This is a genomic window from Paenibacillus sp. FSL H8-0034, assembly GCF_038000305.1.
GTDB lineage: Bacteria > Bacillota > Bacilli > Paenibacillales > NBRC-103111 > Paenibacillus_S.
This window is the reverse complement of record NZ_JBBOBS010000001.1, coordinates 1,476,794-1,501,420: the sequence shown is the minus strand read 5'-3', so window position 1 is coordinate 1,501,420 and position 24,627 is coordinate 1,476,794. Positions and strand designations below refer to the sequence as shown.

Genomic DNA, 24,627 nt, shown 5'->3' with positions numbered 1-24,627 from the left:
AATAAGCTCTATCCCTTGCTTCCCAAATCATGCCACGGATCGATCTCTTTACGAAAGCGCTGCGGGGAAACTCCCGTCATGCTTCGAAATAGCTGGCAAAAGTACGAGGTGTTGTGAAGCCCAACCCGCTGTCCGATCGTTTGTATCGATAAAGAAGTGCTGCCCAGCAGTGAACAAGCCTGTCGAATTCGTCGGTTAGCCATATATTCGGTAATGCTGCTTCCTGTTTCCTTGCGGAATAATCGGGATACATGATGCTTGGACAGGTGAAGCTTGCTTGCAATCCACTCCAGTCCAATCTCCTCTGCATACCGTTCCTCCACCCATTCCATGATCGTTTCCGAATGCTTAAGCGTTCTCGGTCTCAGCTTGCCAAGCGTCGTGCCCTGCTTCCACAAAGGATGAATGGTCTCCAGCAATTGCAGCAGGAGCAGTGCAAATACAGGTGCCTTCTCGCCATCCTTCGTATCCCGCAGCCGCTGCGCGTAATGGTCCATAACCGGGATCAGCATGTCGTGAAAAGGGTTCAGTTCATACACCTGCAGCTCCTGCTCCTCCTTCCACAAACTCATAAATAATTGGTGAAGCTTGGGATATGGTTTGACATATAACTCAAACACAGCCGGCTCAAACAAGATGATACTGCGTGTGTAGGGCTCAGCTTCATCGGTATCTACGTGCAGCTTATGAAGCTGATAAGGACGATAAATGAACAGTTTACCCGGCTGCAGCTCATAGATGCGCTGATTCAGCACAACATGGCCTTTACCCTGGTGCACATAATACAACTCAAGCCCCCGATGGTAATGATAGTATCCGGGGAATTCGCCGACTGTTTGCTTTTTAAAAGTAAATGTACAGTGATCCGGACCGAGTGCAATATACTCCATTTTGTTCACGAAGGTGTTCCCTCCCAAAAATATCAATCCAACAACATTTTACCACAATGGAGTTACATTGGTGAGCGTTAAAATCCTGTATACTGAACGATACAACGCATACAAATACGGACACCACGACCACTGGAAGGGATACGGCTGTGTCATTTCGTAATAGGTTATCTAAACACCGTAAGGAGGTACATTCGTGAATCATCCAGCCGAAACCACGAACGACAGGAGCTACTGGGTCCACACCTTATGCCGGGTTGTGACCCCCGTTCTGGAAGCACTGGCCGCTGGCCAGCTCAAACAAACGATGCCGATTGAGAACAACACGGGGGACCGTGCCCAATTCACGCATCTCGAGGCATTCGGACGAACGCTGACCGGGCTTGCTCCTTGGCTGGAGTCAGGTTCCGATTCCGGTCATGAAGGTGAATTGCGCAGGCATATCGCTGTGCTGGCCCGCGAAGCGATTCGTTCTGCGGTTGACCCTGCTTCAGCCGATTATCTTAATTTCCGTCAAGGCTTTCAGCCTGTCGTTGATGCAGCCTTTGTCGCGCATGCGATATTGCGTGCACCGACTGAGCTTTTTGACAAGCTCGACGACTCCGTGAGGCACAACCTCATTGCCGAATTAACGGCCACGCGGTACTGCAAACCCGGCTTCAACAATTGGCTGCTGTTCTCTGCTATTGTCGAAGCCGCGTTATTCAAGATGGGAGCCGCATGGGATTCCATGCGTGTTGATTACGCCCTCAGGCAGCATGAGCAGTGGTATAAAGGCGATGGAGCCTATGGTGATGGCCCTGAATTTCACTGGGACTATTACAACAGCTATGTGATTCAGCCCATGCTCATCGACATTGTTGAAACCGTCGGGGACTGTTACCCGGAATGGCAGCAAATGCGTGCGCCGATCCTTCTGCGGGCGCAGCGATATGCAGCTGTGCAGGAACGGCTAATTTCACCGGAGGGCACCTTCCCTCCGATCGGTCGGTCACTGGCTTACCGGACCGGCGCCTTTCAGCTGCTTGCACAAGTCGCGCTGCGCGAGGAGCTGCCGGGCGATATCGCGCCGGCTCAAGTCCGCTGTGCGCTGACCGCCGTAATCCGCCGCACACTTGACGCTCCTGGTACCTACGATGCCAATGGCTGGCTGCAAATTGGCCTGTCTGGTGCGCAGCCGGGAATCGGTGAGTATTATATTTCAACGGGCAGCTTGTATTTATGCTCGACCGGATTTATTACTTTGGGACTGCCGGCCCATTCCAGCTTCTGGCAGGGCTCAGCCGATTGGACAGCCAAGCAAATATGGTCGGGTGCGCCAACCGGCGTGGACCAAGCACTGCGCAAATCGTAGAACACAAGCAAAGGCAGAGAAGCTTATTAAACAGCTACCCTGCCTTTGCTTATGAGTTATACCTTCTATATCCTCTTCCGAAAGTAACCACCACTTATTTAAAGTTTGCCATGACCTTTTCCAAATATTCCTCAATCGGCACAGAATTTCTGAGTGCGACCAGGTTCTTGCTGGATTGACCTACCAGTGTACGGAATTGCTGGCTGGCCCCGGTTGCCAAAGCCTCAATCTCATCGACGATATTTTGTGGGTCCTCCAAACGGCTGCTGTCAATATTTTCGAACATGCGCTTCACTTTTGCGGTTATGGCATCATAGTCCTTAATATCTTCGTTCGTGTTCCAAATGACGTTATTCACAAAATTATTACCACTGGAACCGTCCTGCTCCACCAATCTTAATTCGATATTCAGCGGCTTCAGCTCGTAATAAAGACCTTCGATCAGTCCTTCCAATGCGAATTTGGACATGTTATACAACGATCCGGTCGGTACAGCAGTCGTAACTCCCATCATGGAGCTGATGTTGATGAACATGCCGCCCCCATTGGCACGATAGTGCGGCAAAAACGCACGAATTACATTAATGGGACCGCGAACGTTAACAGCAAACTGCCAATCTATATCTTCCTCATCGGCCAGCTCCAAGGCACCGTAGGTACCCATCCCCGCGTTATTCACAACCACATCAATTCGACTGAATGCAGCAATCGCCTGCTCTACGGCTGTTCGTACTTGCTGCACATCTGTAACATCCAGCTTGAAAATTTTAATATTGCTGTACTTGGTAAGCTCCGTTTCCTTGTCAGGCGTGCGCATCGTAGCGGCTACGTTCCAGCCCATCTTGGCAAAATGAATTGCCGTTAATTTGCCCAGCCCAGAGCTGGCTCCTGTAATAAAAATCGTTTTGTTCATGGGTTGATCTCCTCTTTCTGATTTGTTTGATATGGAGCATTCTTAATCTCAAGCGTGTATAGATCGAATGTTCATTCTAATGACTTTTAAAAAATCGGCCTTGGTTAAACCAAGACCTGTTTAATTGGCTATTGGGGTCTCTCGGCTGACTCCGTTCCAGCAAGCCTGTATCGCGTCGCGAGCAATTTCTTCAGTGAATTCAATGTTCCCATGAATATGTCCTTTGACCATATATACGATAGATCCGTAATGCATTTGAACCATTAATTCCGGCTGCATGTCGATAATGAGCTGTTGATCAATCGCCTCGGCATAAAGCTTGTTCATTGGGCCGCACCAACCGCCCGAGTATGCCTCTTTTTTGACCTCTTCATAAATATAGGGTGAAAACGAATACTGCTCAATAAACAAAAAGCCTTCAGGGTACTTTTTGCTCAGCTCAATGACCTTCTCCCAGCCCCAGTTAAAGCGTTCCCGAATAGTTCCCTTTTGATTCAAGCCCTGGATTACATATTCACCGTTAAAGGTTACAATCCCCTTATACAGCTCGTTGACGATATCCTCCTTGCTCTGAAAATAGTGATAAATATTACCTGTCGATACGCCGGATTCCTTAGCGATCAACGCCATCGATGTAGCTTGCAGCTCCCTTTGAATAATGATGCGAAGGGTCGTCTCCAAAACAGCCTGCTGTACTTTATTGTATTTATCAAACATGGCATCCCTCCGTGAATCAGCTTAACAAACATAGATCGAATGTTCATTCTATTTTACGACCATTTTGTATACTTTGTCAAACGGAAACATTAGTTATAACGGTTGTTTCTTTTGAACTGTAAGGAATCCATCTGATATGATACACCTGTAATGGCTCGATATACGAAACCGCATACGATCGCTTGGTCGGAGGCAATCAAATCGTTTGTTCGATCAAGTCATTGTCTGGAGCGGTGCATTAAAGGTATTACGTTAATATTGCAACCTAATTTTGAGTCAATTAGCTGCTATAAGCTGGCAGCGTAAGGAGGCCTCACATGTCCAAGAATCTCGATAATTCAGGGTCTTTCCCTGACAGGAATCGTATCCATCTGCAAGCTGACTGCGAGAATTGCTTCGGCTTGTGCTGTGCCGCGCTGCCCTTTGCAGCTTCTTCTGATTTTGCAATCGACAAAAATGCCGGTCAGCCCTGTCCCAACCTGCAGTCGGATTTTCGCTGCGGTGTTCACACAAGCCTCAGAGAACTCGGTTTTCGAGGCTGCACGGTTTATGACTGCTTTGGTGCAGGGCAGCATGTTTCCCAAGTCACCTTCGGTGGACAAGACTGGCGGCAAGCCCCGGATATGGCGAAGCCAATGTTCGAGGTATTTCCGATCATGCGGCAGCTTCATGAGCTGCTCTGGTATTTGACAGAAGCGTTGACGCTGCAGCAGGCCCAGTCAATCCACGGTGAGCTCAGCCTCGCACTCGAAGAAACAGAACGCTTAACTTACCTCAGTCCCGACTCTCTCATGGAGCTTGCCGTGGCCGAACATCGGGCCTATGTCAATTCTCTGCTCCTGAGGACAAGCGAACTTGTACGAGCCGAAGCTCGTGATCAGCAGCCGGTTTCCCCACGGCGTAAGAAGAACTACGGCCGAGGGGCTGACCTTATCGGGGCTAAGCTTGGAGGAGCAGATCTCAAAGGCGCCAACTTGCGAGGGGCGTACCTTATTGCCGCTGACCTCAAAGGTGCCGACTTGCGAGTGGCTGACCTCATCGGGGCAGATTTCCGAGACGCTGATATCAGCGGCGCCGACCTTACCGACAGTATCTTTCTCACCCAAGCCCAGCTTAACGCGGCGAAGGGCGATGCCGATACCAAGCTGCCCTCTTCGCTCATTCGCCCAACACATTGGACGAGCTTTGGAGCATAAGGCAGCTGCCCTTGGCAGCTTTTGGCTAAGCAAAATATGTACGGATCGCCTGTTCCGTCGTTTCTTTGCCGGTTTGAATCGTTCGTTCAATCTCCCAATCCCAATATTCCGGCCTGAACAATTCCACAGATACCATTTCACTGTATCCAATTTCACTCAGCGTTCTTAGGATCGCATCTAAGTCCACACAGCCATGCCCTGGCCATACCCGGTGTTGGTCCCTCAAAGCACCAACAGGCAAATCTTCGCAATCGTCAATATGGAACACGAAAATTTTAGCGGGATCTGCCTGCTGTAAATCCTCAAGCCTGGAGTTCATAGCATGAAAATGGAAGCAATCCAGCACGATTCCAACATTGTCGCGGTTAGCCGCTTGAACAATTTGATAGGCTTGTCCGAACGTATTGACCGAGCAGTTCGGATAACCCACGAATTCGAAGGCCAGGCTTACCCCGTAAGCTTGCGCACGGTCTGCCAAATCATGCAGCACCCTGACGGTTTCCTCCTGAATTTGTTGACGGGTATAATCGCCGATGTCGAAGGTAGGAACAACAATAATTTTTTTACAGTCAATAACGGAGCCAACCTCACAAAGAAATTGCAGGTCTTCCACTATTTTGTTGTAACCGGTTTCATCTCGAAAGCTGATGAATTCAAGCGCATTGAAAGCAAACGGTTTCATCTTACTCGTATCGAAAAAGCTCTTCAAATCAGCTACCGTAAATTCCTCTAAGTATTCCTTTAGTTTATCCAAGCGGATTTCAATCAGATCGTACCCGTGCTTCTCACAAAATTCAAGATCGATTTTAAGCGTTGAATTTTTCATTGTGGTGGCTTGGTTAAAGGCGATTTTCATAAGAATTCCTCCAAAATTTCTATTTGCACCATATTAGAATACCACAAAATTAACATTTTTCGTTGAAAGACTTCCCCCCTCAACAACTGATTATTCCATAATATCTATCTTCTGCATATATCTCTCATGTTAGGGTACTTTAAAATAATAATCCTTAAGGAAAAGAGGGAATACAGGTTTGGTTACATTTTTTTCTTTTGTCATTTTACTTATCGGAATTGTCATCATTACTTGTATAGACTCGATTGTTTATGGCACTACTTTCCTAAAAGCGTTCATGAACATCACAGAAATTAACATGCACACAGGGAGGCAAATTGTATTTGTAACACTTGGACTCAGCTTTATTTATGCCATTATTGTCGATTATCGATTAAAGGGAAAATAAAAACCCTTACAGCCATCATCCAGATTAAATAAGGAGCTGACTGAATGTGAGACTAGTGGAAAAAATATCGCTGTCCCAGCTATTCGTTCTTATATTCAGTTTCCATTTAGGTACTGCTATTGTAGTTAGTGTCGCCAATCAGGCGAAACAGGACGCATGGATCGCTATTTTGCTTGCTTCTTTCATAGGGATCGGTTTAGTACAATTTTATAGCTTTATCTTATTGAAAATGCCCAATAAAAACATATTTGAAATTCTAGAGGTATGTTTTGGAAGAAAAATGGCTGTTTTCGTATCAATAGGTTACATAGAATACTTTATTTATACGGCGTCCAGAAATTTACGTGATTTTTGCGAGTTGATTAAAATCGTTATTTTCCCAAATACACCTATGGAATTCATCTCTTTAACCTTCATGCTGGTCATTGCTTATATTCTCTACATGGGAATTGAGGTTTTGGGGAGGAGTATGGAAATATTTTTTCCATACACGATATTTTTTTTAATATTAATTATGTGCTTACTTTTTATTGGCGGCAACATTCACCTGGAAAATTTACAGCCCATTCTTGCTGAAGGATTTAAACCGATTTTAAAGGCTATTTTTCCGGTTCTTCTAACTTTTCCCAACGGAGAATTAATCGTACTTATGATTATTGGCGCCTCTGTGAATCAATGCAAGCATATAAAAAAGATCAGTATCATTTCTGTCACTCTAGCAGGGTTACTACTCACTTGTTTTACAATGATTAAAATTAGTGTTTTGGGGTTTGAAATTAATGAACGTTCCACCTTCCCTCTACTCAATGCAGCAAGAGAAATATCGGTTGCTAATTTTATTGAGCGATTGGACGCAATAGTCGTTTTTGTAATGATGATGGGAATATATGTGAAGGTGAGTATCTTTTTCTATTGCGCGTTGAGAGGTATAGGATACGTCTCCAAATTGCATTATCGTCCGTTTGTTATTCCAGTCGCAATGCAAATAGCCTTGTTTGCCATTTTAATTGCAGAAAATACTACTGAACATTTCCAGGAAGGTTTTGAGCTTGTGCCCCTGTATATACACTTACCTATTCAATATATAATTCCATTCATTATATTTTTGTTTATCATTTGTACAAATATAAAAAAAGGAGGCGCTGCCAAAGATGTTGTTTAAAAAATTGTTTAAATCCAAAAAAAGGAATATTGATCCCTGGACCCCTCCACAAGAAAGTCGGAATGTACCCATCGGAAAAGATTTAATTGCTAACCAAAATCGTTTTCAAGAAATTTTCGGACAGACCTCCGATTTTTACATAGAGTCGTTATATATAGGACAACGAGAGGCATTGATGTGCTACCTCACGACCATGACCGATGAACAAGCAATTAATGAAAAAATTGTGCTCTCTCTTTCTGTCGCTTCCGTTAATCCGTTATGTATAGAAAATGAAAGTGAGCTTGAACAGTTTTGTAAGGAGAAATTGGCAGGAACCCAGCTTCAGCTGTTAGAGTATGAAACTCAAGTCATCGACAGTATCCTTACCGGGCATGTTATTCTCTTTATTAAAGACTTTACTAAAACAATTTCTATACGTATGAATTCCATTTCTTCACGTTCTATAGAAGAACCCAGCACGCAAGGTATTATTCGTGGTCCTAAGGATGGATTTACCGAATCAAGCGATACGAATTTAAGTCTGATTCGACGCAGGATCAAAAATCCTTCACTTCGCTTCAAAAAACATACGCTTGGTTCAGATACCGCTACGACTGTTTACGTATGCTACATAGATGGCATAGTGAATGATGGAGTTTTAAAGGAAATCAACAATAGAATCAATAACATTAAAACCACTTCCTTATTTGATTCGGGGACGCTAGAAGAATTGATTTCGGATAAAACCACCACCTTATTCCCGCTTATTTACAATTCGGAAAGACCCGATACGATCTCAGCTAATTTAGTGGAGGGAAAAATTGCAATTATCGTGGACGGGAGCCCATTCGTGCTCCTGCTTCCTACGGTTTTCAATGACTTTTTTCAAGTATCGGAAGATTATTATCATCCTTTCCTGATGAGCTCGTTTGCTCGAGTGATTCGATATCTATCTTTTATGATCTCTCTCCTGTTTCCTTCTTTATATTTATCAGTTATCACCTATCATATTGAAATTATTCCGACAACCTTATTGGTAAGCCTTACGTCTCAAAGAGAAAATATTCCTTTTCCAGCTTTATTCGAAGTTTTTATTATGGAAATCACATTTGAAATTTTACGGGAGGCAGGTGCTCGAATGCCTAAAGCTGTAGGCCCTACCGTGTCAATTGTTGGAGGTTTGGTTATTGGTCAAGCCGTAATAGAAGCGGGAATTGTTTCGTCTTCTACGGTTATTATTATTGCATTATCGACAATTTCCAGCTTTGTTTCCCCTATTTACAGCTTTGCTGTATCGACTCGTTTGTTGAGATTTATTCTGATTCTTTTTGCATCTGTATTCGGTCTTTATGGAGTCGCATTAGGTTTGCTCATTTTGATCGGACATTTGTGCAGTCTTCGTTCTTTCGGAATTCCCTACATGGCTCCGTTTGCACCCTTTATTATTGAGGACCACAAAGATGTTGTATTTCGATTTCCTATTTTTTCATTAAAAAACAGACCCAGCTACCTCAAAACGAAAAAACCACTTATGCAGCCCAACGTTGAACCCCCTACCCCTCCGATGGAGAAAGGTTCCAGATGATGACAAGAATAATCGGTTTGTGTGTACCTTTGCTTATTATCGTCGTTGTTGTAAGTGGTTGTTGGGACCGGAAAGAGCTGAATGCAACATCCCTTATTACAGGGATAGCCATAGACAAAGGGGAGCTCAAAAAATATAAATTGACCACTGAATCGATTATTGAAACAGAAATAAATCCAAAGACAGGCGGGAAGGCTACCCCTTCCATCATTTTTAGTCTGGAAGGCGATATGATTGCAGAACTTGTGAATAGGTTGAACATTGGCTTCACGAGAAGCTCAACTTACTCTCATGTACAAGTTATAGTCATTAGCGAGAAGGTGGCTAAGGAAGGTTTACTTGAATTTATTGACTTTCTGGACAGAAATCGAGAAATACGGAATGAATATAATCTGATTATTGCAAAAGGAGTTCCAGCGTCTGATGTATTAAAGGTTTCTTATCCACTGCAAAAATCTTCTTCATTTAAACTAAAAGCACAGCTCGAAACCATGTTCAAGGATTATGGTGGTGATCCTCAAAGTACCATCAAGAATTTTGTTTCCTCTTTAATTTCAAAAGGAAGAGAACCTGTGCTAACGGCTGTTACCATCCGAGGTGATGCTGAAAAAGGGAAAAGAAAAAGTAATATGGAGACAATTGAACCCGATGCTATGGTGTTACTGAGCGGTACAGCCATTTTCAAGGGCGAGCGGCTGCAGGGCTATCTTGACGTAGATGATACCCGATATTATTTGTGGACCCAAAATAAAATCAAATCCACCTCTATCACCGCTCCATGTGGAGAGAACAAGCTCATCACTGTTCATATATTTAATTCTCACTCCAAAGTTAAATCTTACTACAAAGACGATAAACCTTTTATACAAATCTCGGTGACCTTGGAAGCGAAAATGGATGGTACGCAATGTAGAGATGACATGAGGAAATTAGAAACGTTTAACCATTATCAAAGCCTGATTGAAGAGCGGGTGAAAGCTGGAATTAAAGGAATCATTGAGAAGGCCCAAAAGAAATACAGCTCGGATATATTCGGCTTCGGAGAAGTCATGAATAGGCAGGATTATCATAATTTTAAAAGGGTCAAAGAAAAGTGGAATAGCGAGTTCGCGAAAGCAGATATAGATGTAACTGTAGATGTTAAAATGAGGTATACGGGCTTGAAAACAAACACATTTTTAAATGAGAACAACTAATGATGATCATGAGCTTTAGCGAACCTGAGCGTATCGCTGACCGCGACACGCCCTTCCTACTTAAAGTGCATCTTATTGATATGTAATGCCATACACAATCCGCAAAGATGATCACGTTACACTCGGTGGTGATCCGCTCTCCACTCAGTTATGGATTTCTTGATCTTATCTGGCTCCATCCCCGTTTCGGCGGCCTTCACACATAATTGAGGAAATGATTCGTCTGAGGCAAAACGAAGTGCGATGATCTGCTTTAAACTGAGTCTTGCATCCAAAGGTTTGCCTGTAAGCTGAACATGCCGAAATCTCTCTTCCTGTAAAATGGTACGGTCCTGCAATTGGGTTGCAAATTGTCGAATAAGCGCCGCCAATATGAATACGCATAAGATAATACCAAAATCAAAAAGGGAGGCATAGCTAAATTGCTCTTTGAACACGTGAATAATCGACGCAATAAATAGGATCAGCGCGATAGGTGCCAGGACAAAATGGAATAGTGGTACAAATTTCTTGTGATTATCATAACTTTGCGCTTTGGGCTTGCTCAATCTTCTTCCTCCTTGTAAGTCGCTTTGATAATACTATATACCAGTTCAAAATGAATTACACACGACATGGCGTCGTACATATCTTTCATGTATTCAACAAAAAGTTGGTAAATCCTGTTGTTCTCGTATCATCTGTTAATCTTCAAACAATTCCTTAAGGACGGCCTTCCTGTTTTCCAGAAAACGTCTTGTAATCATATAATGCAGCGTATCCTCATATCGAATCTCCGCTACAGGCTGTACGTCAAAGTTCAGTATTTGCGCATTTGGATATCCGAGCAGAATTGGTGAATGTGTAGCGATGATGAACTGAGCATCGTGCTCCAGATCTTTAATAATGCGCAGCAGTGCCAGCTGCCGCGCAGGCGATAGAGCCGCTTCCGGTTCATCCAGCAGGTAAATCGCCCTTTTTCCAAAGCGATGTGTGAAAAGTGAAAGAAACGCCTCCCCATGCGATTGCTCGTGTAAGGAACGACCTCCATAATATTGCAAGCCCTCGGGCAGCGTGTCCATATGGGACGCAAAGTGATAAAAGGTTTCTGCTCGCAGAAAAAATCCATTCGTAATTTTGGGCATCCACGAAAGTCGGATATGATCCCCCAGTATGGACGCGGAAGCATCGACCTCATAGGCGTTGTTTCTCCCTCCTCCAGCCGTATTAAATCCGCACTGATAGGCGATCGCCTCCAGCAGTGTAGATTTCCCCGAGCCATTCTCCCCCACAAAAAAGGTAACATTCGTTTCGAACGAAATGGAGTCCAATTCCTTGATCGCGGGTATCGTAAAGGGATACGCTTTTGGGTTTTGATCTTTATTTCTGAGTATTTCCAGGCTGCGTAAGTACATGGTGTTCAACTCCAATGCTTATACTCTTAATTGGATACTTTCACCTGTTTGATAAGGCTAACACGAATGATATCATCCCAAATAGGACACGTCGAACCTCTTGATAACCTATTTTTTTATTAAGCTCAATGACGTGATCATTTACCGCTTCGGTATGGGTATATATTAAATTGACATTGTGATATTGAGCCGCTTCTTCCAGCTTGTTTTTAAGTTGTGTTGCCAAGCCTGCTCTGCGGTAATTTGGATGCACCCATAATTGAAAAATTTCGAGAATCGACCGTCACTTTGAAACAAGGTACGATCTAATTCATTATATATCGTTTTCCAGGGATACACATCATCCCTATTGGATATGGAATACATGATCATACCGATGGGCATGGACAAAACTGAATTTTCAATAATAAATGCACCTTTATTGGGGTCAGTTACATACTTCTGAATCTTTTGGCGGTGTTCCTTATCGCACTATTTCAAGCAGCTCTTTCAGGAGTCAATCTGCTTCCTTAATCCTATAAACTCAAACTCACCATCCTCACATCCTTTTAGAATATAGGATTTATCCAACCATGTGCTCTGAAATTGATGGTTCCCAATAGGATAGAGAGGTTTATGAAAGCGGCCCAAATGTACAAATTCCCAACGATGATGAACTCTTCTCAATTCTGCACGATTTTTTACGTAGACGCCTTCATACTTTTCAGCTAACTCTTCATCAAGAACGATTTCCACCAGCTTCTGTGGAACCTCTGCTTTTCCCGTAAAGATCAACTCACTGATCGCGTTTCCTACCCGAAAATAATTAACAAAGTCATAGTTGCATAGCACCATAATACAAATATCATCTTCGAAAAAACTTTGCATATACGCACCAATTCCAAGATATGCACCGTCATGATAAAATCTTGGTTTTCCGTACATATAATCCTTGAATAAACCATAGCAGTAACCGTTTACATTTTCCTGAAAAAAGCGAGAATACGTGCTGCTGCCCAGCAATTTACGATCCTTGAGACAAAGATACCATTTATATAAGTCTGAACAGTTAGAAACCATACCTCCAGCACCGATACTATAAGCCGGATTATGATATTCTCCCCTTACTATACTTTCATGGTTCATGCCATATCCAAAGGCTTTGCCTGGCAGGATTTCCATTCCATCCTCAAGCGTCGTATCGAGCATCCCCAGTGGCATTAAACACATGGATAACCCCTGAAAACGGAAAACGCTTCATATACGCGTTCATATAATGCAGGATAGCATTAGGATTGCTCAAATTTTCATCTCCATTCCAACATGTTACTTATGATTCACATCAATTAGTGCGGCCACCCATCCACCCAGACAGGCCGCCGCGCTGCGCTACGAGCATGTAATCCACCCTTACTTCAAGCCGAGATTTTGCTGCAACAGGGAAGGTGGCATTTTGTAAATCGATTTAAAGCATTTGTTAAAGTAGCTTTTATTCTCATAGCCAAGCTGAACCGATATTTCCTCCACCGTTTTGTTTGTCGTTTCGAGCCATTCCTTCGCCTTCTCCATCTTCATACGGGTGACATAGCCGATAAAGCTTTCCTGGGTCTCTTTTTTATACAAACGGCTGAAATAGGCCGGATTCAAATGCAGCAATTCCGAAACTTCCTCCAAAGTAATTTTCTGGTCAAGATGGGTCAATACATATTTTTGTGCCTTAATGATTTCCATACGTCTGGAACGTTTCGACATCGTTGAAATAGATTCGAGCAGTGATTTCCAAAATAAATTCAGCCACACTTCCAATTCGCAGACCGATTCGACAGATAAAACAGCCTGATGCAGCAGCTCCTTAGATATTTCAAAATCAAAATATTGTGCTGAGGATCTAACTTTCACATATTGGTCCATCACCAGTCTGAGAATGAAGCTCTTCAGCTCTTCAGGATGAAACCGTTGTTCAATGAAGAAGCGGAACCATTGCGAAATCGTTTCATCAATCAGAGTCACAGCTTCATCAAGCAACAGCTTCCCGAGGGCGTCTGAGACTTCCGAATAATACTGGAAAATATCCTCACGGGCAAACGGAACGGTTAGCTGCTCCATGCGGATGACCACCCTATCAGGCAAATAAAACCGTTGAAGGGACAACTCCATTAAGACATTGATCTCCCTTTTAAGCACTTTAATATTGCTGCTGTAATGCTCTCCCATAATAAAGGAAACATCAATTTTTATATATTTATGAATGGCTGACTGAATATCCTGTAAAGGCTTCTTATCGAAATCCGTTACCTGATTACCGTTCATTCTCGACCCGGCAAATAGAAACAATAGTTCCTTGGAGCCTAAACGGAAACAGACCGCATCCTGATTATTATGCAAAATTTCATCGATGATATTGCTTATCGCATATACAAGCACTTCCTCGGACTGGAACCGTTTCAGCTGCTTGTCATACTGATTGATGTAGCAAATGACGGGGAAGTATTTTTTAGTTGAAAAGTCGATACCGAATTTGTCAAACTCCCGATGCCATTCGGCTTCATCAAAGATCGGAGCATGCAATAGCTTGCTGATCAGCTTCTCCTTCAGCGTATCCTGATTTTGCTTGAACGATAGCAGCATCCCTTGGTTTCTCCGGGTTTCATTTTGTTCCTCATCCATTTGAACCAGCAGCTTTTTCAAAATATCGACCAGCTCTTCAATTTCCATCGATTCCTTGAGCACATAATCTTGTACATGCAGCTTAACCGCTTGGCGGGTATACTGAAATTCATCATGGCAGGACAAAATGACTGTACGCATCTTGGGATTGAGCTGCTTCAAGTGTTGGATCAGCTCGATGCCATTCATTCCGGGCATGCCGATATCGGTAATCAAAATATCGGGCATCTCCTCCTGTGCTTTGGCCAGTGCCGATAAACCATCCTCTGCATATCCGATGCATTGCAGATTCAGTTCAACCCAAGGGATTTCTTGTCTCAAAAACTCGATTACCGGATAGTCGTCGTCTGCCAACAGTACTTTGTACAAGTTAATCCTCCCCTTTTGCCCGAAGCGGAAGCTTGATGGTAATCTCCGTGCCGCTCTTGGCATCGCTTTGAATATCCATTTGAAAGGAAGGACCATAAATCAAGGCCAAACGGTCATGGACATTTTTCAATCCGATCCCATTAATTCGGCTCTTGGAGTCATTCGCTTCGCGATTAAATGATTTTTTCAGTTCATCCATTTTCTCTTCATCGATGCCCACACCGTCATCCCACACGGATATGATTAAATAAGTTTGATCTTTCCATATAGACAGGATGATATGACCGTATTTCTGATTTAACCCATGTATAAAAGCATTCTCAATAAAAGGCTGAATCGTAAATCGGGGGATATCCTCCATCAGCACATTCGGTACGATGGACTCCTCAAACTGGATTTTTTGATTATGTCTAACATTCATCAGCTTCACGTAATGGCGAACCGTATCCACCTCCACATCCACCGGCAAAAACTCGTTGTTGCGGTTGATCGTCATACGAAGCAGCTTGGAAAGTGATGTAATCAGATCGGCGCTTTCCCGGTCCCCCCTCATTCGGATCTTCATCCGGATCGAATTTAACAGGTTAAATAAAAAATGCGGATTGATTTGCGCCTGCAGCAGCTCCAGCTCCAGCATCCGTTTACGCGTCTGCTCCTCCGTGATCTGCTCTATCATCAATTCAATGCGTTCCAGCATCTGATTAAACACCTGTCCAAGCCGGCCTATTTCATCCGTGCCTCGAATATCCGCTCTGACATTCAATGTTCCTAATTTAACACTGGAAGCTACCCTCGCCAATACAACGAGTGGTTTCGTAATTCGGTTAATAATCAAGAACAGGAACACAATAAAAATAAGCAAAAAAACAAATTGAGCCCAATAATCGTTTTTGCGAATATTTTGAATCTTTTCAATCGCCGTTTGATAAGACACCAAGCTGATCAGATGCCATCCCGAAATCGAAAGCGGTTCATTTAATAATATATATTCCTGGTTGTCCACCATTAAAAATTTTGTTTTCGATTGATCGGCAGCTTCCATCTGTGAAAAGACCGTTCCTATTTGCTGGTTATCCGTACTTGAAAGAATGGTGCCTGCTGAATCCGTTAACATCATTTTTTGCGTTGGAGCATACTTGTTGAAAAAATCACTGATCATCTGCTCCTCCGCACTTAAAACAATATAAGCATAGGGCTTGGATCTGCTTGACTTGAGCACCCTTGCCATCGTTACCAGATTAGGGCTTGCTTTCGTTCTTGAGCCAATATAGTTCGGGTGTGTTCCCACCCAGTGAATATCATACTCGGTCATGGAATCCAGCTTTGCAAACCAGGGCTCGGAACGAAACTGCAGCGGATTGAATTCAGAGCCCGAATAATTCGTAAAATAAGCCCCATTGGGCAGCAGGACCGAGATATACATATGATCCTTGGAGAACACAAGCGTCTCCAGTTTGTTCGTTATATATTTACCTTCCATCACGATTAACGAGGGATCAAACGGCTCTTGACCCAGCTTTCTCATGACGGTTGCAGTTTCATTGTCAAATTGAATGTTATTGGTCATATAAATCATGGAATTCAACAGGTCCGTCACATATAAATTCGCAACATCCAATGATTCCTGAGCATTCGTGGCAGCCTGCTCACGCAGTACATCTCTTGTAAAATAATCGGATACCTGAATGGCGATAATGGGAGGAGCGATCAGACAAGCGATAATGGAGTACATAATTTTTTGTCTCAGAGACAATTTGAACAGCTTTTTAAATAATGAGTTCAATTCCATCCCTACTTTGCGTAAAACAGGATAACCGTGAAGAGTAAATCACTCTCCACGGCTTGTATTTTTCTGATAGATCTATTGTATCATACCCTGCACCTAATTATTTATTGGTATTAACCACATCAGTTACAGCTTTTTCTGCATTTTTAATCGTCGTTTCCAGATCTACCTTGTCCAACAAGAACTTTTCTACTTCCGAGGTATAGCGTTTCTCCGCGTCGCTGATATAAGCTGGAGGAGCAACAATTTTAACCGGTTTCGCACTGTTCATTACATATTCCAATGATGCTTTATCGACCATTTCCGGATTTTTACCTGTCTTAATCAAGCCGTCGATCATTTTGTTTAAATCTGCTTTCGTCCATGATGAGATCATAGCCTCCGAAGCCAGGATACCTTTGGTCGTAAACCAACGGGTAAACTCGTAAGCTTCCTTCGGATTCTTCGAGCTTGCAGCTACACCAATATAATCAATCGTCGCCAATGTCTGGCCGTTTGGATCGTCTTTGGAAAATTTCGGGTATGGAGCAAACACGGATACAAATTTGGCCGGAATCGTTTCACTGCCTGCTGCTTCCGTAATCATCCAATTTCCTGTCGGGATGATAGCCGCTTTACCACCAAAGTATTCATTGCGGTATGTTAATTTTTGCGAAATGACATCTGCATACGAATGAGCCGTTTTATCCACGTTCTGTACTTGATTGGCAATTTGCAACGATTTACGGATACGGTCATTATTAATTTCAACCTTGCCATCCGCGGTTACAATACGGTTATTTTCCGGATTGTTTACCATAGCTAAAGTAATGTACTGCATCCAGTTGTGGAAATACGTTCCGTACTGTTTGGATGGGCCTTCGCCTTTGGTTAGCTTCTTGGAATAATCCATGAACTCATCCCAGGTCCATTCCTTGGGAACCGCAAGGCCTGCTTCATCAAGCTTTTGTTTGTTTAACATTACAAACCAGGTAAGCAATCTGCCTGGAAGCGCGTAATATTTACCGTTGATTTGAGTTGTAGCCTTGTATTCGCTATCATAGTCGATCCCGTCTGTTTTCAAAAAATCGTCCAACGGAGCCAGCATTCCTGCATTCACACGCTGCGTATATCCAGTTGAGTCATTCAGCATGATAACGTCCATTTGTTGACCCGAAGCCGCCGCCAAGTCCAGCTTTTTCATTGCTTCATGAGCATCATCCTTGGAGGATAAAATATTTACATCAACCTTGATGTTCGGATAGTCTTTATTAAATTCGGGCATGATCTTGCTCCAATGAGCCGTTTCTTCAGACAACCAGGTGTAAACCTTAAGATTAACCTGTTTCGCATTGCCAGCGCCTGCAGCAGCCTGTTCTTCCTTAGGCTTTTCTCCACAGCCTGCTAACAACGAAGCCATCATTGCACCGGTAAGCAGCAAAGCACTTGTCTTTTTCATTTGAATGTATCCCCTTTATTTGAATTCAATTTTGTAAGATCCAGCAGCAACTTCATTATAGCGATCGGAAAATATCTACATAAGCAACAATTTTATCCTATTGGTAAATATTTTTACTTAAACAATACTTTTTAACCCTTCACACCACCTGCAGAAATACCTTCAATGACATGCTTTTGACCAATGATAAACACAATCAGCAGCGGTAAAATAGCCGATACGGCTCCAGCCATCACCAACGAATAAAATTGACCGTTCTCATTACCGAACGATTGAATGCCCAACTGCAGGGTAAACAAATGCTTGGAATTCAAAAAGATTAACGGGTTCTGATAATCGTTCCAGGTCCAGATGAATCTTAGGATCGCATAAGTCGCAACGACCGGCTTCACCAAAGGCACAATGACCGAGGTAAAGATCCGAAAGTGACCTGCACCGTCCATTCTGGCGGATTCTATAAATTCATCATTAATACTTAAAAAGGCTTGACGGAGTAAAAAAGTGCCCAATACGCTGAAGCAATTCAAAAATATGAGCCCTATGTGTGTATCGTACAAGCCTAACCAACGAAAAATAATAAATTGTGGTACCAGTATGGCTTGATGCGGGATCATATAAACGACTAACAAAATAAGGAAAATGACTTCTCTTCCTTTGAAATGGACTTTAGTAAATCCATAGGCCGCCATACATGAAATAAAAACGGATAAAGCTGTCGTTGACACGGACACGAGGATAGAGTTCCCGTAGTATTGAGCAAACGGGGTTTTTAACCATACCTGCGTGTAATTCTGCACCGCGTTCCAATGCGTCGGAATCCATTCGATCGGGAAGTTGAACACTTCCGTTTCCTGCTTGAATGAAGCGGAAATCATCCAAAAAAATGGAAACAAAAACAGGATACCTATAATCAACATCAGTAAGGTGATGCTGGATTTGCGTAAGCTAAGATTCATGCAGCGACCCTCCTAGTAATTGACCCATTTTTTCTGGGCGAAAAATTGAATCAAGGTGATGATCAATACACAGACGAGAAGAACAACCGATACTGCGGACGCATAACCTGTCTTCAAATTAATAAAAGCTTGCTGATACAAGTAAAACACCATCATGGAAGAGGAATCGGAAGGCCCTCCGCCGGTCAAAACAACGATAATATCAAACACTTTAAAAGAGCCAATAATGCCCGTGACCAACAGGAAGAAGGTCGTTGGCGATAACAACGGCAGCGTGATTTTGAAAAATTTGACGATCGAGTTGGCCCCGTCGATATCGGCCGCTTCATACAAATCCTTCGGAATGCTTTGCAAACCTGCCAAATAAATAATCAGATTATACCCAACCCCGGTCCATACCGTGATCCCCATAATCGTAAGCAGTGAAAATTGAGGATCGGCAAGCCATTTAGGCGGATTGGCTATTCCGATAGCTTTTAGCGTCTCATTAATCGGCCCGTACTCTGGATGAAAGAGCACCTGACATACAATCGCTACCGCTACAATGCTTGAGATATAAGGCATGAAATAAACGACCTTGAACAAGTCTTTCCAATATACATTCTTGTTAATAGTAACAGCAAGGAGAAGGGCGCTAATCATCGTCACCGGTACGACAAGAATAAAGATGAAATTATTGCTGAGCGATTTAAGAAATACAGGGTCTTGGAACAATTGGACAAAATTTTTCAATCCGACAAATTGAATCCCATGCAGCCCTTGAACCAAACTCCAGCTTGTAAAACTCAACACGATGGAGATAATAATGGGAATTAGTGTCAGTACAAGCAGGCCTATCGCTAGTGGGCCGATAAATATATAACCCGTTATGGTTTCGGAGACATTGTTTTTTTTCATGGACTTCAGCCTTTCCTTTCTTAATTGATGTTCGTTGACTTTAGTATACGGAACACGAGGATTGTCCATAAGCGTTGAAAGTGACCGGTTTGAAAAAATTTATACTTGTTTGGGGTAGGTCTACATAAACCCATACTTGAGTGCGTTGGCGAGGACATGGGTATGGGGGCCATAATTAAAAAGCCCTCCTGAACGTCCAGGAGAGCTTAAAACTATTAGAGCCGTGAGCTGTGATTCAATGAATCATGGCTTCGGAGGGTAGCAAAGAATGACCTCCAACGGTGATTCATCTGTGCTGATCCATTTCACTGAAGATAAGGAGGCAGGCAGGAAAAAAGTATTCCCCTGTTTAATGCTGATTTCTTCTGATCCCCATAGCAGCTTGCCTTTTCCTTGTACAACAATGGCAATCGCAAACGTCCCGTCATTCTCGTAAGCATACTCGGACACGACGGTCAGACGGTTCATGGTGAAGCGGTCCGTATCGGTTTCCTTAATGAGTGCGGTTAAGCTGCCTCCGGCTGTTTCCTGAAGCTCGGTTGGAGCAATGAACCATTTGTCTTTAATTTGCTCCAGGGAATAAGCATCATAATGAAAGCAATTAAGCATATTTTCAAAACCAAGCCCCTGATGGCACGCTTGATCCGGGACAATATTTCCTCTTGGAGTCACTTTCTCCGTACGCAGTGTGTAATCCGTAGGCTCCTGAATTTCAATAAGGAAGCAGCCAATGCCAATAGCATGAGGTACGCCACCCTCGACCAGATAAACCTCACCCTCGCGCACCGGAATCCGGTGCAAGGCGTCGATCATACCGGGAATATCCTGCTTCTCGAACAGCTCTTTCCATTTCTCTGCTGTCATCCCAGGCTTGAAGCCAAACAAAACATAGGGCTCTTCCCCATCGATTTGTCTGCCACCAATCACATACCAGGCTTCCGTTTTGCCGAATTGGGAATTGAACATCGTTTGCGCGAACTCGCGATCCGGGTGTACCTGAATCGTCAGCCGCTCGCTGGAATCGAGCAATTTGACCAGTACTGCTGTCCGGGACCCGTGTTTTTCCACATGAGTCTTGCCCAGATACGCTTCCGGATTGGAATCGATGACTTCCTGCAAGGTAACTTCTGTTCCATCTGTGAGCTTGATTGTGCTTAATCCCTCATCCTGGATATGCTCGCGTCCGACATTCGTAGCTTTCACTACGGAAGCAACCCACTCTTCCGGAAAGCTGCTGTCTTCAGGATGATCATTGCCCTGCCATTGATCAATGAGCTTGCCGCCTGAATACGTGCGCCATACCCGATTGGCTTGCAGCAAAATGGGCTGCGAAGCCAGTTTATCGAAATTTGTTTCGGACATCGTTATCCCCTCCATGAAAGCTTGTAAATTGCTACATCTTTGCTCTGTAAAGCTACAGGTAATACGACTTGGTCCTGCTGCTGACGTGCATCCACGGCGCTGCCGCTAGTGATGTTGGAAGCAGATTCAAGCTTCGAGCTGATTCCGTTCAATACCACTTCCGATTCCACGGCCTCGTCTGTGTAGTTGAATACGAACAACAAGAGCCCGTCTTCCCCTCGCAATGTACATATTTTCAATCGGGAATCAGCGGCGGCATGCAGGGAAAGCGAATACTTGGCATCCAACTGCTGAACCCATTTCAATACATCGGGATTAGGTTCCATATGATAACCATACCAAAGCATTGTGGAAATATAAATGATTCGGCCTTTGCCAATCGGCGAGCACAGCACTCCAGGATGATGATCTGAATAGCTGCCCCATACTTCTGCCTTCGAATTATCGATACTCAGGATTTTCCGTTCAAAATATCCAGGTATCCCCGTTATTGCCTTTTCTCCATCTGCTTCAAGTGAGATTTGCAGGTTCAGTGGATCAATATCGACGAAACGGTAGCCAAGCTCTGAATTCAGCGCTCCGCCCGGCAATTCCTCATTCAGGACGCTGTCTTCACGAATTTCGCCAAATTTACCATCCGCGATAACCGTGCCGCCCTGCTCTGCAAAATCCTTGATTGCAGCTGCAAGCTCAGGCCCAATCGCTAGTTGATTGGTCAGGAACAAAGTTTGGAACTCGTTCACTTTTCCACTCTTCACATCTTCAGGCGTAATAAATTTAACCGGAATATTCAGCTCCCACAAGCTTTCATACAAGCCGGCAATGGAATTGATATAAATATTCGTTTCTTTAGGCACCGTAAGCGTGAAGGCTTTGGTAAAGTCATGGGTCAGCTTATCGTAGAGAATAGCTGCACGCGGCTGCTCAGGCTCATATGTGGTAAATTCATGGGCATGTGCTTCGAGAATATCGGCAATTTCAGCCGCTGCATGCGCTCTTGGCGTGAAGCCGCCCTGCGTATCCACCAATCCCCGACCCGCTGTTTGAATGCCTTTGATGAATGGATCCCATTTCCAATATATCATGCCTTTGGCCCCGTGAGAAATAGCTTCCCAATTCCACCATTTGAGCTCGTAAGGATATACGATACTATTCGGATTGAACATGTTGCGATGATGGCTTTGCAGCTCCGAAATCCAGAAACGGCCTGTTTTTGTGGCAGAATGAACACCAACAAACGTTTCCCAACGCTTATAATGCGGCTGACCCACCAAATTTTCCTTTGGATAAAACGAGATCCCGTACTCGTCCACATTGTCCGCAACGTTCCAGTCATCATGCGGTCTCGTATAGAAATTATCCGTAGCAATCATCGAATTGATATTATCGGCAATCGTCGGACGATCCGGGTCAACGGATTTCACATAACCTTTCCACTCATTCAAAATCATGCCGACGTTAGCCTTACGGAATTGCTCCCAATCGACAAACGGCATTACGCTGGCCCATAGCCAATAGGTAAATTCAATTTGCTGCCAATCATAATACGAGCGGTCCCACACTTCATTTAACCGGTCAATCGTACCGTATTTCTCCTCCAGCCAGCCGCGGAACAGCTGCAGCGTATAACGATCATAAGAGGTAAACATCGTCTCATTCAGAATATCATAGCCGTACAAAGCTGCATATCCTTTATAAGCATTGGCCACATCGGTGTAATTTTTCTTAACCAGCTGCTTCACTTCAGGATGGTTGTAGTTTAAATAATCGAAAATAATTTTATCATTATCCACGGTTCCATTCGCTTTGGTAGCATAATATTCTTCCCTCATCAGAAAATCAGGCGCATATTCCAGCGCGGTAATTTGCCCGGCCAGCTCCATAATAACCTTCATCCCGATTTGCTCCGCATGCTTAAGAATCTCGATCCCCGTCTGAAAAGGGTAATTTGCGTTAGCTTTATTTTCCCACCAAAAAACAGCAGGCCAAATGACGACAAAGTTCATTCCACATTGATTCATATCATCCAATTTCTTTTTGATCGTTTCAATTGTAAATTCCCGTTGTACCTTGAGCACGGATCCGTATGGAAAGGATTTCATTATATTTCCCCTACCTTCATTATATTGATAGTCATTGTTCAATTATAAATGTTAGACTTCTGACTGATAAGCAAGGAACATGACCAAATCCGAAAAATTTATACCACTTCGAAAATTCATATATTGGATGGTTACTGATGATCTTTTTTAAGTTAATATAGTTAAGGAATCATAATCACTTATATAGCACATTCCTATACAACAGGTTAAGAGAAGGAGCAGCTTCCATTTTGAACATGCAAAACGTTTTGGCTGGTATCCTGTCCGCTTTAATGGCCTGCACAGGTGGCGCGATTCTGGTCATTAAATGTGCAGAAATGATTGGATTAAACCGATCAGAGCTGATTTCATGGATATTCGTTGTTTACTTTATCGGTGGTGTTTTCAACATCGCCTTGTCTCTCAAGTACAAGATCCCTTTTGGCGGAGCACACTCCATAACAGCCGTCGCTTTTTTAAGTACAGTGGCAGCTAATTTTTCAGTCAATGAATTGTCTGGCAGCTTCATGATGACCGGTGGACTTGTCCTTATATTCGGATTTTCGGGATTATTTAATAAAGTATTGACGTTCATACCCAAACCGATGATTGATGCCATGCTCGCGGGTCTTATTCTGAATTATGTTGTTCATATCGTTCCTGCATTTAAAGAGTCTCCACTTGTAGGTGGGCTGGCTATTCTCGGCTTTTTCATCGGGCCTAGAATATCTAAATGGATCTCTCCATTATTAGGTGTACTTATTTTTGGTGTCTTGGGACTTTTCATAGGTTACGATTTTCCAATTGTTCAAACAACTGAATTTAGTTTACCGCAGCTTGTTGTGCCGACCTTTACATTGAATAGCTTTATTACGATTGCGATTCCCTTAGCTGTATTAATTTTAAGTAATGATATTGCTGTCGCTTTAGCCGCCCTGAAAAAAAATGGATATCATCCACCTGTCAATAAAACACTTGTTTTTTCGGGATTGGGCACGTTAATTGTTGGCTTATTTGGGGGACATGCAGTAAATATAGGCGGGATGATGACTGCGCTTTGCAGTAGCGATGAAGCGGGCCCGAAAGAGAAACGGCTGGTAGCAGCGATAGTTTCCGGTGGATTAGTCGCATTGTTCGGACTGTTTGCGTGGAAAATGATCGTAATTATTGAGCTGCTCCCTTCTTCATTTATTACGCTGCTTTCTGGTTTTGCTCTTTTGGGAGTTTTGTTAAACAGCTTGCGATCCTCCTTTTCTGAGCCTTCCTATCAATTATCCATCTTGTTTGTTTTTGTAATCGCCATTTCGAATCTCTCCTTTCTTGGTATTTCCGCTCCGGTATGGTCTTTGCTGGTAGGTGTGATATCGGCAAAACTGCTGGGTGAAGGCAAGTTTAGTAAGGAGAAGCTCAAAGAAGATCAGGCATAAGCAGAAGAAGTCCAGGTAGGCTCACGAAACGC

22 protein-coding genes are annotated in these 24,627 nt (G+C 43.4%); 7 read left to right on the top strand and 15 right to left on the bottom strand.

Annotated features, from left to right (window positions below; genetic code table 11):
* Nucleotides 1–8: 8 nt before the first annotated feature.
* Complete coding sequence (locus NST47_RS06825) at nt 9–890, bottom strand: AraC family transcriptional regulator (protein ID WP_341159619.1); 882 nt, start codon at nt 888–890, stop codon at nt 9–11.
* A 196-nt stretch (nt 891–1,086) separates the two neighbouring features.
* Here NST47_RS06825 and NST47_RS06820 point away from each other — a divergent pair, with 196 nt between their 5' ends.
* Nucleotides 1,087–2,244, top strand: coding sequence for a DUF2264 domain-containing protein (locus NST47_RS06820; protein ID WP_341154447.1), 1,158 nt, complete (start codon nt 1,087–1,089; stop codon nt 2,242–2,244).
* A gap of 94 nt (nt 2,245–2,338) precedes the next feature.
* Here the strand turns inward: NST47_RS06820 and NST47_RS06815 are convergent, their stop codons facing one another.
* The gene (locus NST47_RS06815; protein WP_341154446.1) at nt 2,339–3,157 is read right to left on the bottom strand and encodes an SDR family oxidoreductase; all 819 of its coding nucleotides are present in this window, start codon (nt 3,155–3,157) and stop codon (nt 2,339–2,341) included.
* A 120-nt stretch (nt 3,158–3,277) separates the two neighbouring features.
* Nucleotides 3,278–3,874, bottom strand: a complete 597-nt coding sequence (locus NST47_RS06810) for a TetR/AcrR family transcriptional regulator (protein ID WP_341154445.1) — start codon at nt 3,872–3,874, stop codon at nt 3,278–3,280.
* A 317-nt stretch (nt 3,875–4,191) separates the two neighbouring features.
* On the opposite strand from NST47_RS06810, the gene NST47_RS06805 reads away from it, so the two are divergent.
* Complete coding sequence (locus NST47_RS06805; protein WP_341154444.1) at nt 4,192–5,070, top strand: pentapeptide repeat-containing protein; 879 nt, start codon at nt 4,192–4,194, stop codon at nt 5,068–5,070.
* Between the two features lie 25 nt (nt 5,071–5,095).
* On the opposite strand, the gene NST47_RS06800 is transcribed toward NST47_RS06805, so the two are convergent.
* Nucleotides 5,096–5,926, bottom strand: a complete 831-nt coding sequence (locus NST47_RS06800; RefSeq protein WP_341154443.1) for a sugar phosphate isomerase/epimerase family protein — start codon at nt 5,924–5,926, stop codon at nt 5,096–5,098.
* A 178-nt stretch (nt 5,927–6,104) separates the two neighbouring features.
* On the opposite strand from NST47_RS06800, the gene NST47_RS06795 reads away from it, so the two are divergent.
* From NST47_RS06795 to NST47_RS06780, 4 genes are read left to right on the top strand one after another with little or no spacing between them, the layout of a single operon-like run.
* Nucleotides 6,105–6,314 (top strand): hypothetical protein, encoded by a 210-nt coding sequence (locus tag NST47_RS06795; protein WP_341154442.1) that lies wholly within the window; start codon nt 6,105–6,107, stop codon nt 6,312–6,314.
* Between the two features lie 46 nt (nt 6,315–6,360).
* Entirely contained in the window at nt 6,361–7,476 is a 1,116-nt protein-coding gene (locus tag NST47_RS06790; RefSeq protein ID WP_341154441.1) for a GerAB/ArcD/ProY family transporter, read from the top strand.
* Nucleotides 7,466–9,043 carry a spore germination protein gene (locus NST47_RS06785; RefSeq protein ID WP_445667359.1) on the top strand — a complete coding sequence of 526 codons (1,578 nt, stop codon included), beginning with the start codon at nt 7,466–7,468 and terminating at the stop codon, nt 9,041–9,043. Before NST47_RS06790 ends, NST47_RS06785 begins: the two co-directional genes overlap by 11 nt.
* Entirely contained in the window at nt 9,040–10,239 is a 1,200-nt protein-coding gene (locus tag NST47_RS06780) for a Ger(x)C family spore germination protein (RefSeq protein ID WP_341154439.1), read from the top strand. Before NST47_RS06785 ends, NST47_RS06780 begins: the two co-directional genes overlap by 4 nt.
* A 116-nt stretch (nt 10,240–10,355) precedes the next feature.
* Here the strand turns inward: NST47_RS06780 and NST47_RS06775 are convergent, their stop codons facing one another.
* From NST47_RS06775 to NST47_RS06730, 11 genes are all read right to left on the bottom strand, one after another.
* A complete protein-coding gene (locus tag NST47_RS06775) occupies nt 10,356–10,787 on the bottom strand; it encodes a DUF6526 family protein (protein WP_341154438.1) in 432 nt (143 codons plus the stop codon).
* A gap of 135 nt (nt 10,788–10,922) precedes the next feature.
* Nucleotides 10,923–11,633 carry an AAA family ATPase gene (locus tag NST47_RS06770; RefSeq protein WP_341154437.1) on the bottom strand — a complete coding sequence of 237 codons (711 nt, stop codon included), beginning with the start codon at nt 11,631–11,633 and terminating at the stop codon, nt 10,923–10,925.
* A 40-nt stretch (nt 11,634–11,673) separates the two neighbouring features.
* A complete protein-coding gene (locus NST47_RS37125) occupies nt 11,674–11,901 on the bottom strand; it encodes a GNAT family N-acetyltransferase (protein WP_445667444.1) in 228 nt (75 codons plus the stop codon).
* Between the two features lie 221 nt (nt 11,902–12,122).
* Nucleotides 12,123–12,833 (bottom strand): serine hydrolase domain-containing protein, encoded by a 711-nt coding sequence (locus NST47_RS06765; RefSeq protein ID WP_341154436.1) that lies wholly within the window; start codon nt 12,831–12,833, stop codon nt 12,123–12,125.
* Nucleotides 12,834–13,022: 189 nt separating this feature from the next.
* Complete coding sequence (locus NST47_RS06760) at nt 13,023–14,648, bottom strand: response regulator (RefSeq protein WP_341154435.1); 1,626 nt, start codon at nt 14,646–14,648, stop codon at nt 13,023–13,025.
* Between the two features lies 1 nt (nt 14,649).
* Complete coding sequence (locus NST47_RS06755) at nt 14,650–16,401, bottom strand: cache domain-containing sensor histidine kinase (RefSeq protein WP_341154434.1); 1,752 nt, start codon at nt 16,399–16,401, stop codon at nt 14,650–14,652.
* Nucleotides 16,402–16,534: 133 nt separating this feature from the next.
* Nucleotides 16,535–17,872: an ABC transporter substrate-binding protein gene (locus tag NST47_RS06750; RefSeq protein WP_341154433.1), complete on the bottom strand. Its 1,338-nt coding sequence runs from the start codon at nt 17,870–17,872 to the stop codon at nt 16,535–16,537.
* A gap of 131 nt (nt 17,873–18,003) precedes the next feature.
* Nucleotides 18,004–18,828 (bottom strand): carbohydrate ABC transporter permease, encoded by an 825-nt coding sequence (locus NST47_RS06745; RefSeq protein WP_076236427.1) that lies wholly within the window; start codon nt 18,826–18,828, stop codon nt 18,004–18,006.
* Between the two features lie 12 nt (nt 18,829–18,840).
* Nucleotides 18,841–19,725 (bottom strand): carbohydrate ABC transporter permease, encoded by an 885-nt coding sequence (locus tag NST47_RS06740; protein WP_341154432.1) that lies wholly within the window; start codon nt 19,723–19,725, stop codon nt 18,841–18,843.
* A 243-nt stretch (nt 19,726–19,968) separates the two neighbouring features.
* Nucleotides 19,969–21,087 carry a type I phosphomannose isomerase catalytic subunit gene (locus NST47_RS06735; protein WP_341154431.1) on the bottom strand — a complete coding sequence of 373 codons (1,119 nt, stop codon included), beginning with the start codon at nt 21,085–21,087 and terminating at the stop codon, nt 19,969–19,971.
* Nucleotides 21,088–21,089: 2 nt separating this feature from the next.
* Nucleotides 21,090–23,189, bottom strand: coding sequence for a beta-galactosidase (locus NST47_RS06730; RefSeq protein WP_341154430.1), 2,100 nt, complete (start codon nt 23,187–23,189; stop codon nt 21,090–21,092).
* A gap of 236 nt (nt 23,190–23,425) precedes the next feature.
* Between NST47_RS06730 and NST47_RS06725 the strand changes: the two genes are divergently transcribed.
* Nucleotides 23,426–24,595 (top strand): benzoate/H(+) symporter BenE family transporter, encoded by a 1,170-nt coding sequence (locus tag NST47_RS06725; RefSeq protein WP_341154429.1) that lies wholly within the window; start codon nt 23,426–23,428, stop codon nt 24,593–24,595.
* Nucleotides 24,596–24,627 lie beyond the last annotated feature (32 nt).

What these genes read in the sequence shown, in the direction of transcription:
- NST47_RS06740 (WP_341154432.1), bottom strand. Translation starts at nt 19,725, where the DNA reads ATGAAAAAAAACAATGTCTCCGAAACCATAACGGGTTATATATTTATC.
- NST47_RS06805 (WP_341154444.1), top strand. Translation starts at nt 4,192, where the DNA reads ATGTCCAAGAATCTCGATAATTCAGGGTCTTTCCCTGACAGGAATCGT.
- NST47_RS06750 (WP_341154433.1), bottom strand. Translation starts at nt 17,872, where the DNA reads ATGAAAAAGACAAGTGCTTTGCTGCTTACCGGTGCAATGATGGCTTCG.
- NST47_RS06815 (WP_341154446.1), bottom strand. Translation starts at nt 3,157, where the DNA reads ATGAACAAAACGATTTTTATTACAGGAGCCAGCTCTGGGCTGGGCAAA.
- NST47_RS06780 (WP_341154439.1), top strand. Translation starts at nt 9,040, where the DNA reads ATGATGACAAGAATAATCGGTTTGTGTGTACCTTTGCTTATTATCGTC.
- NST47_RS06825 (WP_341159619.1), bottom strand. Translation starts at nt 890, where the DNA reads ATGGAGTATATTGCACTCGGTCCGGATCACTGTACATTTACTTTTAAA.
- NST47_RS06800 (WP_341154443.1), bottom strand. Translation starts at nt 5,926, where the DNA reads ATGAAAATCGCCTTTAACCAAGCCACCACAATGAAAAATTCAACGCTT.
- NST47_RS06725 (WP_341154429.1), top strand. Translation starts at nt 23,426, where the DNA reads ATGCAAAACGTTTTGGCTGGTATCCTGTCCGCTTTAATGGCCTGCACA.
- NST47_RS06810 (WP_341154445.1), bottom strand. Translation starts at nt 3,874, where the DNA reads ATGTTTGATAAATACAATAAAGTACAGCAGGCTGTTTTGGAGACGACC.
- NST47_RS06785 (WP_445667359.1), top strand. Translation starts at nt 7,466, where the DNA reads ATGTTGTTTAAAAAATTGTTTAAATCCAAAAAAAGGAATATTGATCCC.
- NST47_RS06765 (WP_341154436.1), bottom strand. Translation starts at nt 12,833, where the DNA reads ATGCCACTGGGGATGCTCGATACGACGCTTGAGGATGGAATGGAAATC.
- NST47_RS06745 (WP_076236427.1), bottom strand. Translation starts at nt 18,828, where the DNA reads ATGAATCTTAGCTTACGCAAATCCAGCATCACCTTACTGATGTTGATT.
- NST47_RS06770 (WP_341154437.1), bottom strand. Translation starts at nt 11,633, where the DNA reads ATGTACTTACGCAGCCTGGAAATACTCAGAAATAAAGATCAAAACCCA.
- NST47_RS06735 (WP_341154431.1), bottom strand. Translation starts at nt 21,087, where the DNA reads ATGTCCGAAACAAATTTCGATAAACTGGCTTCGCAGCCCATTTTGCTG.
- NST47_RS06730 (WP_341154430.1), bottom strand. Translation starts at nt 23,189, where the DNA reads ATGAAATCCTTTCCATACGGATCCGTGCTCAAGGTACAACGGGAATTT.